Genomic DNA, 13785 nt, shown 5'->3' with positions numbered 1-13785 from the left:
CACCGAAGACCGGGTGGCATCAGGGTACTGACGCGGCGGCCCCACGGACTGACTACAAATCGACAGTGGATCTCGACGGGCCACTGTGGACTAAAAGCCCCTCATTGACTGCTGTCTGTGCATCGTCGTACCGTCGCAGCGTCAGCCATCGATGATGGGCAGGGCGACCGAGCCGGCGCCGTGTCCGCCGGGCGACTTCTCGGGCACGGTCGCCGGGCGAGATGGGCCGCGACGGCCAGGACCAGCGCCACCGGCGCGATCCGGGCCACGCACATGTCGCTGCCGGCTGCCGCCTCCGTACGCGATCACGAACCGCACGCCGGATCCGCCGCTGTCGTGAACGCGAACAGTCCCGGCCGCCCACGTGGCGGCCAGGACTGAAGGAGGACCAATGGTGAAACGCACCCGCCTCGCCCTGCTCGCCGCCGCGGTGGCCAGCACCGTCGTCACCGCCGCCGTCGGAGTCGCGGTCGCACATGCCGCGACGGTCGGCTGCGCCGTGCGATACACGGTCTCCGCGCAGTGGCAGGGCGGCTTCAACGCCGACGTGACCATCACCAACCTCGGCGACCCGGTATCGTCGTGGCGTCTGACCTGGGCCTACGACGCAGGGCAGCGGGTCACGCAGGCGTGGAACGCCACCGTGACCCAGGACCTCGCGCAGGTGACCGCGGCGAACGTGTCGTACAACGGAGCGATCGGCCTCAACGGCACCGCGAGCTTTGGCTTCACCGGCTCGTGGAGCGGCAGCAACCCGGTACCGACCGCGTTCGCGCTCAACGGGGTGACCTGCACCGGCTCCAGCAACCCCGGTCCGACCCCGACGCCGACCCGCACCACGCCGCCGCCGGTGCCCGACTATCCCCCCACCGGTCGGCTGTGCGACAGCGACGATCTGATCGACATTGGCAAGTACTGGATCCCCAACAACCAGTGGGGCGCCACCGGTGCCACCGGCAGCCAGTGCATCTGGTCCAACGGGGGGCCGGGAGACCCCATCTACTGGGGGACCAGCTACACCTGGAGCGGCGACCCTAGCAGCGTCAAGTCGTACGCGGCGGCGATTCTCGGCTGGCACTGGGGTTGGCGGCGGCCGAACACCGGGCTGCCGGTGCAGCTTTCCGCGAACCGTGACGTCAACACCAACTGGCGTTTCAACGTCACCTCCAACGGCGCCTCGAACATGAACGTCGCGTACGACATGTGGTTCCACCCGATGGCCAACCCGGGTTCGGCGGACCAGCCCACGGACGAGCTGATGATCTGGCTCTACCGCTCCAACGCGTCGCCAGCCGGCAGCCGCCAGGGCACCGTCACCATCGCGGGTACCACCTGGGAGGTCTGGCGTGGCTACGTGGGCACCTGGAACGTCTACTCCTACGTACGGGCCAGCAACACCACGAGCGCGACGCTCAACATCCGCGACTTCACCGACGACGTGGTGTCCCGGGGCTGGATGAACCGCTCGAAGTACCTGACAAGCGTCCAGGCGGGACCGGAGATCTTCACCGGCAGCGGGGAGGTCAACACGACGTTGTACCAGGTCACCGTCGGCTGATCCGGCCGCAGCTTTGATCGAAGGGCGTCATTGACCACTACCGTAAACACTCTTTAAGATTTGGCTGCCTCGAGGAACCAAGCACCCGTACGCCACGGCCGGTCATCGGCGGCTCCACACGACCGGCCGTGGCGGCACGGCACCCTCACCTGCCACGGGAAGGTCCTCGATGTCCCCACCACGTCCCCGGCCGCGCTCGGCCCTCGCCGCCGGTCTGCTCGCGCTGGTCACCGCCGGCGCCACTCTCACCGTCGCCCCTACCGCCGCGCAGGCGGTGGTCCTGCCCGGCAACTTCAAGAGCGTGGGCTACCTGCCGTCCTGGACCGGCAACGTCAACTCGGTGCAGTACACCAAGCTCACCCACATCAACTACGCGTTCGTGCTGCCCAACAGCAACGGCACCCTGCGCGCGGTGGAGAATCCGAGCAAGCTCACCTCGCTGGTGTCGCTGGCCCGGGCGAACAACGTCAAGGTCTCCATCGCCATCGGCGGCTGGAACGACGGTGACGACAACGCCTTCGAGGCACTCGCGGCCAACGCCGGCACCCGCACGACGTTCGTCAACAGCGTCGTCAACTTCGTCAACCAGTACGGCCTCGACGGAGTCGACATGGACTGGGAGTACCCGGACCCGGGCACCTCGGCCAACAACTTCAGCCTGCTGATGCAGCAGTTGAGCAACGCGTTGCGCCCACAGGGCAAGCTGCTCACCGCAGCGGTGGTGGCGGAGGGCTACTACCGCGACGGCGTACCGACGTCGGTCTTCAACCACGTGGACTTTCTCAACATCATGGCGTACGACGGCGGTAGTCCCCACGCCAACTACGACTGGTCGATCAACGCCGTGAACGGTTGGAAGGCCCGCGGCCTGCCGGCCAGCAAGGCGATCCTCGGGGTGCCCTTCTACAGCCGGCCGGGCTACTACACGTACACCCAGTTGGTCGGCATGGACCCGGCCAACGCCAACCGGGACTGCACCATCGTCGGCGGCGCTCAGCAGTGCTACAACGGCGTACCGACGGTCAAGCGCAAGACCCAGTGGGCGATGGCCAACGCCGGCGGCATGATGAACTGGGAACTGACCCAGGACACCGGTGGCTCGACGTCGCTGGTCAGCGCGATCTACGACACCGTGATGGGTGGTTCCCTGCCGCCGACCGGCCGGACCGGCCAGATCACCGGCATCGCCGGCAAGTGCGTCGACGTCGCCGCTGCGGCCACCGCCAACGGCACCGCCATCCAGCTCTACACCTGCAACGGCACCAACGCGCAGCGGTGGACCGTGGCCACCGACGGCACCCTGCGCGCCCTGGGCAAGTGCCTGGACGTGACAAGCGCCGGCACCGCAAACGGCACTCCGATCCAGCTCTGGGAGTGCAACGGCACCGGCGCCCAGGTCTGGCAGGCCCAGTCCAACGGCACGCTACGCAACCCGGCGTCGAACAGGTGCCTCGACGCCACCGGCAACAGCTCCGCCGACGGCACCCGGCTCCAGATCTGGGACTGCTTCGGCGGCACCAACCAGGTCTGGCGCCTACCGGCCTGACCCGCCCGCCCGGAACGCCACGGCGGCCCCGTCCCGGTGGGGACGGGGCCGCCTCCTCGTGTTTTGACCATCGGGGGGATTCGTGGTGGTCGAGGTCTAGCGGAATGGGGAGGACCCTGTCCATGATCTGAGTTCTCACACAAAGATCATCAATGGGCAGGGTCCTCGATGAGGAGCGTAACGGCTACTGGTGCCGGTGGCGGCGAGCTGGACCGGATCTTGTTGGATTCGTGGCGGCGGGAGTTGTACGAGGGTGTCCTCGCGTCCCGGTCGCGGACGTTGTTCACGCTGGTCGACGAGTTGGCCGCCGATCAGGGCCGGTGTGGCTGTCCGGCGCATCTGTCGCTGGGCACCGTCACCGGGCACGCCGCGGCGTACCGGGCGTTACGCGACGGCGAGATCGACACCGGCCGGGCGTTGCGGGCGGCGTGCCGGATCGCCGCGCGGTCCGGCCTGCCCCGGGTGTACGCCGTCGACACCACCGCGTGGCCACGGCCGAACGCCACCACCAGCCCGGACCGGCAGCCGCAGTACACCCCGGGCGGCCCGCGCGGCGCGGCCCAGATCAAGACCGGGTGGCGGTATCAGCATGTCGTCCGGTTGACCCTGACCCCGGACTCGTGGGTTGTGCCGGTCCTGGCCGACCGGATCGCCTCCGACGACGACCTGGTCGAGGTCACCGTGGACCACATCGCTCGGGTCTGCGCCCAGGACGGCGCCTGCCCGGCCGATCCGTCGCTGTTCCTGCTGGACTCCGGCTACCCCGCGGCCCGGATCACCCATCTGCTGCGCGAACGCGGGATTCCCGCGGATGTCCTGGTCAGGCTGGCGACCTCGCAGACCATGTGGACCAGACCCGAACGCCGGGCCGCGCACCCCCTCGGCGGCCGGCCCCGCCGCCACGGGTTCCGCCTGGCCCTGCGCCAACCCGACCTGCACCCGGATGCCGGTGTCAGCGGACCACTCGACATCTACGGCACCGTCACCGTCCGAGCCTGGCACCAGGTCCACCCCAAACTCACCCGCGCCAGCCGAGGCTTCGAAGACCAGCCCACCCTCCCGATCGTCGAGGGCAGCGTCTTACTCGCCCGGGTCCAGCACCTGCGCCCCAGCCGCCGCGCGGGCGACCTCGCACTCTGGTACTCCGGTACCCGCCGTGACCTGCTCACCCTGGTCATGACCTACCTGGCCCGCTTCGACATCGAGCACTACTTCCGATACCTGAAGACCACCGCCCACGCCCCGGACTTCCACCCCCGCCAGCCCGGCACCCTGACCACCTGGCTCCGCCTGCACTCCTACGCCTACCTGCACCTGTTCTGCGCCCGCACCCACCTGACCCACCACCGGCTGCCCTGGGAACCCACCACCACCACGACACCGACCCCCGGCCAGACCCGCCGCCAGGTTTCGCCCGCTCTGCGCAACGCCTGGCAACCACCAGGCCACCCGAAACCCGGCCACCCCGGCCCCGGACGCCCCGCCGGAAAACGCCGCAAACGCCGCACCCGATACCCCGTCATCCGCAAGAACGCCATCCACAAGGGCAAGTAACAGCCCTCACCCACACCACCACGAACACACCCACACCACACCGCCAGACCACCCTGCCCACAGAACGGTCAAAACACGAGACGGCGGCCCCGTCCCGGTGGGGACGGGGCCGCCTCGGCCGGCGGGCTCGTTCATCGGCCGGGATCGGCGGTCACCGGCCCCACAGCCGCCAGGTCTGGTTGAGTGGGCCGCCCTGGCCCACCGGGTTGCAGGTCCACTGGTGGACCGGGGCGCGGGGCGCGGTGGAGATGGTGCTGACATCGACGCACTTGTTGCTGTGTCGGGCCACCAACTGGTAGTCGTGTGGGTCGTTGCCCGGGTAGGTCACCTTGCGCAGGGTGAACTGCTGGTTGAGACCACCGTGGCAGCCCCACTGGTGCACCGCCGCGCCGTCGGCGGTGGACACCCCGTTGACGTCCAGGCACTTGCCGGTCTGCTGGTTTACCACGGTGTAGGTGTTCGCCACCCCGGAGACCGGCTGGAAGTTCCACAGCTGCTGGTCGCCACCCTCGCAGTGGAACTGCTGCTGCACGTTGCCGTCGGCGGTGTTGCGGTCGGTGTTGTCGAGACACTGCTGGGAGTGCTGTGCCACGGCCACCGACTGGAAGCCGCCGTCGCCGGGCGGCAGCAGGGTCAGCGTGTAGGTGTCGGTCTGGTTGGCGTAGGGCACCGTCACGGTGGCGTTGTTGCCGCTCACGCTCACCACGCTGTTCGAGACGGTGACCGGGCCCTGCACCGCGCCGCCGCCGTTGTGGGGAATCCGTTGGGTGAGCACCCGGACCTGGTTGTTCTGCACGATGCCCGTGGTGTCGAGCCGTTGCAGGTTGACGGTGAGGTTTCCGGTGGTCCGGCCCCCACCGAGCAGCACCTTCGCCGAACCTGTCGCCTTGGTGGCGAAGGCGTCGTACGACGGGCTGGCCGAGACCGAAACGATCTGCCCGGTCTGCGAGCCGTAGAAGCGGTAGACCCACCACTCGCCCTTCGGCTGATGCTGCCCGGCCGAGTTGCGCACCAGCAGGTTGCCCAGGTCGTTGTGCAGGTTGCCGGCGCTGGCCCAGTTCGCCCGCAGGCCGTCGGCGCGGGCGCGCTCCAGACGGGCGATGTACCAGGCGCCGTCGGCGGGGTTCTGCTCGTCCGGGGCGGCGTACTCATTGATCTGGTACGGCCGTGGGTGCGGGATGCCGCGCGGGTCGAGTGTCGCGTTGGCGGCGGCGACGTTGGCCACCGGATCACCGGGCAGGGCGTGCCAGCTGACGATGTCCGGCACCGTGTTGGTCGAGCGGACGAAGTCCAGGTACTGGTTCCAGAAGGCGTGGTTGGTCGAGGGTACGCAGGCGCAGCTCGGCCCGACGATGAGCTGGTTGGGGAACTCGGCCCGGATGCGCTGGTAGGTGCGGCGCCACAACTCGAAGTACTGGGAGATCGGGCGGTTCCAGAACAGCGTGATGTTGGGCTCGTTCCAGATGTCCCACTGCACCGTCAGTCCGGCCGCGCGTACATCGCTGATGACCCGGTTGAGGAAGTTGTCGTAGTCGGTCCAGTTGCCGTTGTCGCCGGGGAAACGGGAGATCGCGGCACCGTCGGCACCCCACAGGTCGTGCGGCAGGAGGATGAACTCGCCGCCGAGAGCGTTGGTCCGGCGAGCCTGGGCGAGGGTGGAGTTCCACCGGCGTTCGTAGTTTCCGCCGACCCAGCCGCTGCCGGGCAGTTGTGCGCCACCGGCACGCATGTACCGGAACTTCACGTCCCGATAGAAGTGATCGGCCGGGCCGGAGGCGTTCTCGGTCATGCCGTAGATCCAGCCGGCCGCGCGGTACGTCGGTGCGCCGCTGGTGCTCGAGAAGTTCACGCTTATCGACTCGTCCGCGGCCTGGGCCGGCGTGGATACCGCGACGACGGCGGTGGCCGCGAGAACACCGACCGCGAGTCGGGCGGCGAGGCGGCGGAGAGGTCCTGGTCTGCTCGTGCGGGGGAGTGGCACTGGGGACTCCTTTGCGACGGGAGCACGTCCGAGGGCGGAGGGCGTTGGCGAATCGATTCGCTGCGGAGCGTAGGAGTTCACGGTTGTAAATGTCAACGCCGTGACGCCAGCGTGAAGCGCACGTTTCACACTGTGGCGGACCTCGTCTCGCCCGCTCTTGACCGGGTCGCTCGGCCGGGCCTATGGTCGGCCGAACCGATTCGGCGAATCGGTTCGACAGTGGGCTGATGTTGCGCACCTTCCACCACAGCGATCGAAGCGAGGCGTCAGATGACCCGATCCATCCCGCGCGGGCGTGCCATCGGTGCCGCCCTGGCGGCAGTCGCCGTCGCCGCCACAGCCGTCGCCTGTTCCACGGAGTCCCCGTCGACCGAGGCCGGTGGGACATACTCCATCTGGGACCCGTACCCGCAGTTCACCGACGATTCCGACTGGGTCCGACTGCTCAAGGGCTGCGGCACGTCGGCCGGGGTGACCGTCGAACGGACCGGCTACGACACCACCGACCTGACGAACAAGGCGTTGCTCGCCGCGCAGCAGGGCAACTCCCCGGATGTACTGATCATCGACAACCCGGTGATCTCCACCCTGGCCGAGGCCGGCACCCTGACCACCACCGACGAGACGAACCTCGACGTGTCGGCGATGGAACCCAACCTGCTCGGCGCCGGGCAGAGCGGCGGCAAGACGTACGGCGTACCCATCGGTGCGAACACCCTCGCCCTCTACTACAACAAGGACCTGCTGACCGAGGCGGGAGTGGACATCACCACGGTGACGGACTGGCCCTCACTCACCGCGGCGCTGGTCAAGGTCAAGGCAGCCGGCAAGAAGGGCATCACCTTCTCCGCGATCGGCACCGAGGAAGGCAGCTTCCAGTTCCTGCCCTGGTTCTGGGGCGCCGGTGCCCAGTTGACCGCGTTGGACGCGCCACCGGCGGTGGTGGCGTTGACCCTCTGGAGCGACTGGCTGGCCGCCGGCCACGCCCCCAACTCCGTCATCAACAACACGCAGACGACCAGTTGGCAGGAGTTCGCCAGCGGCGACTACGCGTTCAGCGAGAACGGCACTTGGCAGCTGGCCAACGCGGCGAAGCTGGATTTCGAGTACGGCATCATCCCCATCCCGGCCCGTGCCGGCGGCACCGCCCCGGCACCCACCGGCGGTGAGTTCATCTCCATCCCGGTACAGCGAGACACCGGACGGTACGCCACCTCGAAGCAGTTGGTCACCTGCCTGACCAGCGGCGACAACCTGTTCACCACGGACACCACCCTGTCCTACATCGCCCCGGTCGCTGCGGTGCAGGAGCAACAGGTGGCGGCCAACGCCGAGCTGAAGGTCTGGGTCGACGCGGTGAAGGCGGCGAAGGGACGCACCGGCGACGATCTCGGGACCCGGTATCCGAGGATCTCCGAGCCGTTGTGGACGGCGGTGCAGTCCGCGCTCAGCGGCGCGCAGACGCCGCAGGAGGCGCTGTCGGCCGCGCAGCGGGCCGCCGTGAGCGCGACGAGCTGACCAGGCACGCCACCGACATGGGAATCGACGTCACCCGTACCCCGCGAGCCGCGACGGTGGGCGAGACCGGTGGAACGGCGAGCACCGCCCCACCGGCACACCGACGCCGTCGCCACCCCAGCGGTTCCCGGTGGGCGGCCTGGGCCTTCCTCGCCCCGGTGGCCGGCTACCTGGTCGCCTTCTACGCCTATCCGCTGTACCGCAACGTCGAGTTGAGCCTGCGCGAGTACACCGTCCGCTCCTTCGTCCAGGGTGGTGCGCCGTTCGCCGGGCTGGACAACTACCGGGCGGTGCTCTCCGCGCCGACGTTCCCGTCGGCGTTGCTCAACACGCTCGTCTTCACCGTCGCGTCACTTGTCTTCCAGTTCGCCATCGGGCTGCTGCTGGCGCTCTTCTTCCATCGGCACTTTCCGCTCTCGCGTACGCTGCGCGCGCTGTTCCTCGTACCCTGGCTGTTGCCGTTGATCGTGTCGGCGTCCACCTGGTCGTGGCTGCTCAACAGCGAGGCCGGGGTGGTCAACGCCGGGCTCGCGCTGGTCGGCGTGGATCCGGTGAACTGGTTGACCTCACCGCGGTGGTCGCTGGTATCGGTGATCATCGCCAACATCTGGATCGGCATCCCGTTCAACCTGGTCGTGCTCTACAGCGGCCTACAGGCGATCCCGCGTCCGCTGTACGAGGCGGCGGAGCTGGACGGAGCCGGCGGCTGGCAGCGCTTCCGGTGGATCACCTGGCCGCTGCTGCGCCCGGTCTCGGCGATCACACTGCTGCTCGGGCTGGTCTACACGCTCAAGGTCTTCGACCTGATCTGGATCATGACCAGGGGTGGCCCGACCGATTCGTCGACCACCCTGGCCACCTGGTCGTACCGGCTCGGGTTCGGCAACCTGCTGCCCGAGTTCGGGTCCGGAGCGGCCGTCGGAAACCTGCTGATCCTGTTGGCGGTGGCGGCGGGCGGGCTCTACATCGGCTTCGAGCGTCGGCAGCGGCTGTCATGAGCCGACCGACGCGTGGCTGGTGGCGAACCGGGCTCGGAGTGATGCTGACCGGGCTGATGCTCTTCCCCGTCTATTGGATGATCAACGTCTCGTTCACCCGGGACCAGGACATGCGCAAGAGCCCGCCGTACCTGTTCCCGATCGACGGCACCCTCGACGGCTACCGAGCCGTGCTCAGCCAGCAGTTGCCGTACGTCGGCACCAGTCTGGTCGTCGGGCTCGGCACCGTACTGCTCACCCTGGTCCTGGCCGCCCCCGCCGGGTACGCGCTGGCCAAGCTCCGGCCGCCCGGCGGCGGGGCGATCCGGTTCGTCCTGCTGATCGCGCAGATGATCCCCGGCATCATCATGGCGATGGGCTTCTACGCCATCTACCTCAACCTCGGCGTGCTCAACACCGTACCCGGGTTGATCCTGGCCGACTCGACGATCGCGGTCCCCTTCGCGGTGCTGATCTTCACCGCCTTCATGTCCGGGATACCGGACGACCTGATCCAGGCCGCGCTTGTCGACGGCGCCAACCGGCTGCGGACGTTCTGGTCGGTGGTGCTGCCGGTGAGCCGCAACGCGATCGTCACCGTGTCGCTGTTCGCGTTCCTCTGGGCCTGGTCCGACTTCGTCTTCGCCGCCACGCTGGCCAGCGGTGGCGGCCATCGGCCGATCACCCTCGGCATCTACCAGTACATAGGCAACAACAACCAACAGTGGAACGCGATCATGGCCACGGCCGTGGTGGCGTCCATTCCCACCACCCTGCTGCTGGTCCTGGCGCAACGCTACGTCGCCGCCGGGGTGACCGCCGGCGCCATCAGGGACTGATCCGGCCGGCTCTCGGAGCAGTCGCACCAATCGCATCCCGAAAGGCAGTCGCCGATCATGACCGACGTCCGTACCGGCCCGACCTTCTCCATCCAGGAGATTCCGTTCAGTTACCACGGGTCCTGGTTCAGCATCTCGCCGGTGGTGGCAGCGCACACTCAGGCATCAGAGCTGCATCTGGTCTCACACCAGACCGGGATGCATCCGGTGCTTCGACTGACGCCTTCGGTCGACACCACGGTGACGGCCAGCGCGGCGCTGCTGACCTGGCGCCACCGCACCGGCCTGATCGAGGCGACCTACGACGGCCGGAACACCATGCGATTGCGCGGTCGCGGAATCGGCCTGCGGATCGCCGCCGCCCGGGACACCCTCACCCCGTTCAGTGGCACCTACCTCTTCCACGACCCGGTCGATGACTCGTACGTCTTCACCTCGTACGAGACCGGCCGCCGCTACCGGGTCACGTCGCTTCGCGGCGACCCTCGTGCCGTCGGCGTCGAGGCGCTCGGCACTGCCGCGCGGGCGGTGGAGCTGCCGGCCGACCAGCCGTGGGAGGTCGCTGTCGAGGAGTACGAGTCGGCCCGCCGTCGCTATCCGGGCGACCGTGACTTCGATCAGCTCGTCAGGTCGACCACGGCCGAGTTCGCCAGCTTCGTCGACCGGCTGGCACCCTGGCGCAGCTCCGAGACTCCCGCCGCCGAACTGGCCGCGTACGTGCTGTGGTCGGCGACTGTCGCGCCGGGCGGCTTTCTCGCCCGGCCAGCCGTGCTGATGTCCAAGCACTGGATGAACAAGGTGTGGAGCTGGGACCACTGCTTCAACGCCCTGGCCCTCGCCGAGGCGGACGCCGAGCTGGCCTGGCACCAGGTCCAGCTACCCTTCGACCATCAGGACCCGACGGGTGCGTTGCCGGATTCTGTCGCCCACTCCGAGGTGCTGCACAACTACGTCAAGCCGCCGGTGCACGGCTGGGCGCTGCGGCAGCTGCGGCAGCGGCTGTCCCGGCCACTGTCGCGTGACGAGCTTTCCGACATGTACCGGCGGCTCGCCCGCTGGACGACGTTCTGGCTCGACCAACGCCGGGTATCCGGTCATCATCTGCCGCACTACCAGCACGGCAATGACAGCGGATGGGACAACGCGACAACCTTCGACGGCGATCGGACCGTCGAGACACCGGATCTCGCCGCTCTGCTGCTGTTGCAGCTGCGTCAGCTCGCGGACCTGGCCGGGGAGTTGGGGCTGCCCGAGGAGGTGGGTCAGTGGAGCCGCACCGCGAGCCAGATCCGCGCCGAGCTGCTCGGCACACTCTGGGACGGCCAGCGGTTCGTGGCCCGGAGCGCCAGGACCGGTCAGCTGAGGTCGAGCACCAGTCTGCTCGACCTCATGCCCATCGTGCTCGGCGCCGACCTGCCCGCCGATGTGAGCGCCGGGCTCGCCGGTGGTCTCAAGCGCCATCTGACCGCACACGGCCTCGCCACGGAGCCGGTCGACTCCCCGCACTACGCGGCCGACGGCTACTGGCGTGGGCCGATCTGGGCGCCTGCCACCGTACTGATCGAGGACGGCCTGCGCCGGGCGGGGCACATCGGGTTCGCCGATGACATCAGCCACCGGTTCCGCGCCCTGTGCGAGAAGTCCGGCTTCGCGGAGAACTTCGACGCCGAGACCGGCGCGGGCCTACGCGACCGCGCCTACACCTGGACCGCCAGCAGCTATCTCATCCTCGCCGCCGCCCACCACCGCCGTCGTCCACCCCACCCACCCCGTTGATCAAGAAGTTTTCGTCGCGCCGCGCGGCCGGGCACGGCGAAAACTTCTTGATCAACGCTGGGGTCGGGGGGCGGGGTCGGGGGAGGGGGTCGGGGCGGTCAGGGGGGAGGGGCTGGGGCGGTGCTGGCTCTCAGTGAGATGGGGGGCTGGTAGAGGTGGTGGCGAGGGGCGGCGGTGGGGGCGGCGATCCGTTCGAGCAGCAGCGCCACGGCTTCGGCCCCCATCTCCAGGGTGGGCACGTCCGCCGCCGACAACGGCGGGCGGAAGTCCTCGGCCCAGTGCGCGGCGGCGACCCCGACCACGGAGAAGTCGCGAGGCACCAGCCGGCCCTCGGCCGCCAGGGCCCGCTGTACGCCGGGCAGGGCGGCCTCGTTGATTGTGGCAACGGCGGTGACCTCCGGACGGGTGGTCAGCAGCCGGCTCATGGCGGCCTCGCCAGCGGGCGCGTCGTCACCGCAGCACAGGTCGACGCCGGTGAGCCCGCGTTCGGCCACCGCGTGCGAGAACCCGGCCAGGGCGCGGTGCCCGGGTCCGTAGCCGGCGGCCACCAGCTCGGCCGAGCGGTTCACCAGGGCGACGTGCCGGTGCCCCAGGTCGGCCAGATGGTGCACACACCGCGCGATCAGACCCTCGTAGTCCACGTCGACCCAGCTGGTGCCGGTCGGCTCGGCGGTGCGGCCGATGGTGACGAAGGGCAGTCGACTCTGCCGCAGCCGGGTCACTCGGTCGTCCTCCAACCGGATCTCCATGAGGATCACGCCGTCCACGCGGCGTCCGGTGACGATCCGTTCGAACGACCGGTCGTGGTCGCCGCCGGAGGGGGAGAGCAGCACGTCCAGGTCGGCGCGGGCGGCGGCCTCGACCACGCTGGCGACGAAGCCGAGCTGCATGTCGGTCAGCCGCTGGCTGGCCGGGGGGATGACCAGGCCGAGGGTGCGGGTGCGGCCCTCCTTCAACGCTCGGGCGTTGGCGTTGGGACGGTAGTCCAACTCGTCGATGACGGCCTGGATCCGTTGCCGGGTCGGTTCCGACACCGCCCGCTTGCCGCTCAACACGTACGACACGGTGCTGCGGGACACGCCCGCGCGGCGGGCGATCTCCCCGATGTTCATCCCGCTCCTCGCAGTCGAAATCGATTCACTCAGGTTATGAGGGGTGCTGGGCAGGGTCAACGCCGCCGTTCAGGCACCCCGGGGCCGCGCGTCCGACCCGGTGTTCAGTGCGGGGAGAGGGAGGCCGACATCATGCGCTCAGCATGCTCCGGGTCTGAGCGAGTCCACCGACCAGTTCCCGTAGCGCGGCGACGATCGCCGCTTCGAGTTCCGGGCGCAGGCGACTGACCGGCACCGAGACGCTCACCGCGTCGACCGCCGGACTCGCCAACGGCACGGCCATAGCGAAGCAGCGGATGCCCTCCGCGTTTTCCTCCCGGTCGACGGCGTGCCCGGTGGTCCGCACCGTCGCCAGGGCGGCGTGCAGGGCCTCGCGCTCGGTGACCGTGTGCGGCGTGAGGCGGGCCAGCGGCCAGTTCAGCCTCCGGTCGACATCGATGTCCGGAAGCTCGGCCAGCAGCGCCTTGCCCAGCGCGGTGGCGTGTGCCGGCAGCCGGCGGCCGATTGCGCTGTAGAGCCGCAGGCGGTGCACCGACTCCCGTTTCGCGAGATAGACGACCTGGTCGCCGTCGAGTCGACCGAGGTGTACGGCTTCACCGAAGCGGCGGGACAACTCGTCAAGCACGCCGGACAGCAGGCCCACCCGGTCGTCGCCGTCCAGGTAGGCGGCACCGACCCGCAGCGCGCGCAGGCCGAGCCGGAACCGGGTGCCGCTCTCGTCGGTCTGCACCCAGCCTCGGCCGACCAGGGTGCGCAGCAGGCCGTGCAGGCTGCTCTTCGGGATGGCGAGGGCGCGGGCCAGGTCGCCCAGCGCCCAGGTCTGCGGCTGATCGGCGAGCAGTTCGAGCAGGTCGAGGGTGCGTCCAGCCGACTTCACGGGCTGGAAATCCTCGGGCGCGGTGGGCACAAGGCCAGACTAGCGAA

At 69.2% G+C, this 13785-nt stretch carries 10 protein-coding genes; 7 read left to right on the top strand and 3 right to left on the bottom strand.

What is annotated here, in order from left to right; all coding sequences use genetic code 11:
• Nucleotides 1–391 precede the first annotated feature (391 nt).
• From O7624_RS02055 to O7624_RS02045, 3 genes are all read left to right on the top strand, one after another.
• Complete coding sequence (locus tag O7624_RS02055) at nt 392–1558, top strand: cellulose binding domain-containing protein (protein WP_282238674.1); 1167 nt, start codon at nt 392–394, stop codon at nt 1556–1558.
• 169 nt (nt 1559–1727) lie between these two features.
• Nucleotides 1728–3104 (top strand): glycosyl hydrolase family 18 protein, encoded by a 1377-nt coding sequence (locus O7624_RS02050; RefSeq protein ID WP_282238673.1) that lies wholly within the window; start codon nt 1728–1730, stop codon nt 3102–3104.
• A gap of 168 nt (nt 3105–3272) precedes the next feature.
• Complete coding sequence (locus tag O7624_RS02045) at nt 3273–4658, top strand: transposase (protein WP_282236606.1); 1386 nt, start codon at nt 3273–3275, stop codon at nt 4656–4658.
• A 151-nt stretch (nt 4659–4809) separates the two neighbouring features.
• Here the strand turns inward: O7624_RS02045 and O7624_RS02040 are convergent, their stop codons facing one another.
• A complete protein-coding gene (locus O7624_RS02040) occupies nt 4810–6507 on the bottom strand; it encodes an RICIN domain-containing protein (RefSeq protein ID WP_282238672.1) in 1698 nt (565 codons plus the stop codon).
• Nucleotides 6508–6909: 402 nt separating this feature from the next.
• Between O7624_RS02040 and O7624_RS02035 the strand changes: the two genes are divergently transcribed.
• From O7624_RS02035 to O7624_RS02020, 4 genes are read left to right on the top strand one after another with little or no spacing between them, the layout of a single operon-like run.
• Complete coding sequence (locus O7624_RS02035; protein ID WP_282238671.1) at nt 6910–8157, top strand: extracellular solute-binding protein; 1248 nt, start codon at nt 6910–6912, stop codon at nt 8155–8157.
• A 17-nt stretch (nt 8158–8174) separates the two neighbouring features.
• Nucleotides 8175–9155 (top strand): sugar ABC transporter permease, encoded by a 981-nt coding sequence (locus O7624_RS02030; RefSeq protein ID WP_210936988.1) that lies wholly within the window; start codon nt 8175–8177, stop codon nt 9153–9155.
• The gene (locus O7624_RS02025; RefSeq protein WP_210936986.1) at nt 9152–9973 is read left to right on the top strand and encodes a carbohydrate ABC transporter permease; all 822 of its coding nucleotides are present in this window, start codon (nt 9152–9154) and stop codon (nt 9971–9973) included. Before O7624_RS02030 ends, O7624_RS02025 begins: the two co-directional genes overlap by 4 nt.
• Nucleotides 9974–10030: 57 nt before the next feature.
• Nucleotides 10031–11749: a trehalase family glycosidase gene (locus O7624_RS02020; protein ID WP_282238670.1), complete on the top strand. Its 1719-nt coding sequence runs from the start codon at nt 10031–10033 to the stop codon at nt 11747–11749.
• 98 nt (nt 11750–11847) lie between these two features.
• On the opposite strand, the gene O7624_RS02015 is transcribed toward O7624_RS02020, so the two are convergent.
• Both O7624_RS02015 and O7624_RS02010 read right to left on the bottom strand, forming a co-directional pair.
• Nucleotides 11848–12861 (bottom strand): LacI family DNA-binding transcriptional regulator, encoded by a 1014-nt coding sequence (locus tag O7624_RS02015; protein WP_282238669.1) that lies wholly within the window; start codon nt 12859–12861, stop codon nt 11848–11850.
• A gap of 130 nt (nt 12862–12991) precedes the next feature.
• Complete coding sequence (locus O7624_RS02010) at nt 12992–13768, bottom strand: IclR family transcriptional regulator (protein WP_282238668.1); 777 nt, start codon at nt 13766–13768, stop codon at nt 12992–12994.
• Nucleotides 13769–13785 lie beyond the last annotated feature (17 nt).

Origin of the sequence: Verrucosispora sp. WMMD1129 (assembly GCF_029581255.1) — a bacterium.
GTDB classification, from domain to species: Bacteria; Actinomycetota; Actinomycetes; order Mycobacteriales; family Micromonosporaceae; genus Micromonospora; species Micromonospora sediminimaris.
The sequence above is the reverse complement of the archived record's forward strand: the minus strand, read 5'-3'. Positions and strand labels throughout refer to the sequence as shown.

What these genes read in the sequence shown, in the direction of transcription:
- O7624_RS02015 (WP_282238669.1), bottom strand. Translation starts at nt 12,861, where the DNA reads ATGAACATCGGGGAGATCGCCCGCCGCGCGGGCGTGTCCCGCAGCACC.
- O7624_RS02030 (WP_210936988.1), top strand. Translation starts at nt 8,175, where the DNA reads ATGGGAATCGACGTCACCCGTACCCCGCGAGCCGCGACGGTGGGCGAG.
- O7624_RS02045 (WP_282236606.1), top strand. Translation starts at nt 3,273, where the DNA reads ATGAGGAGCGTAACGGCTACTGGTGCCGGTGGCGGCGAGCTGGACCGG.
- O7624_RS02020 (WP_282238670.1), top strand. Translation starts at nt 10,031, where the DNA reads ATGACCGACGTCCGTACCGGCCCGACCTTCTCCATCCAGGAGATTCCG.
- O7624_RS02050 (WP_282238673.1), top strand. Translation starts at nt 1,728, where the DNA reads ATGTCCCCACCACGTCCCCGGCCGCGCTCGGCCCTCGCCGCCGGTCTG.
- O7624_RS02055 (WP_282238674.1), top strand. Translation starts at nt 392, where the DNA reads ATGGTGAAACGCACCCGCCTCGCCCTGCTCGCCGCCGCGGTGGCCAGC.
- O7624_RS02025 (WP_210936986.1), top strand. Translation starts at nt 9,152, where the DNA reads ATGAGCCGACCGACGCGTGGCTGGTGGCGAACCGGGCTCGGAGTGATG.
- O7624_RS02035 (WP_282238671.1), top strand. Translation starts at nt 6,910, where the DNA reads ATGACCCGATCCATCCCGCGCGGGCGTGCCATCGGTGCCGCCCTGGCG.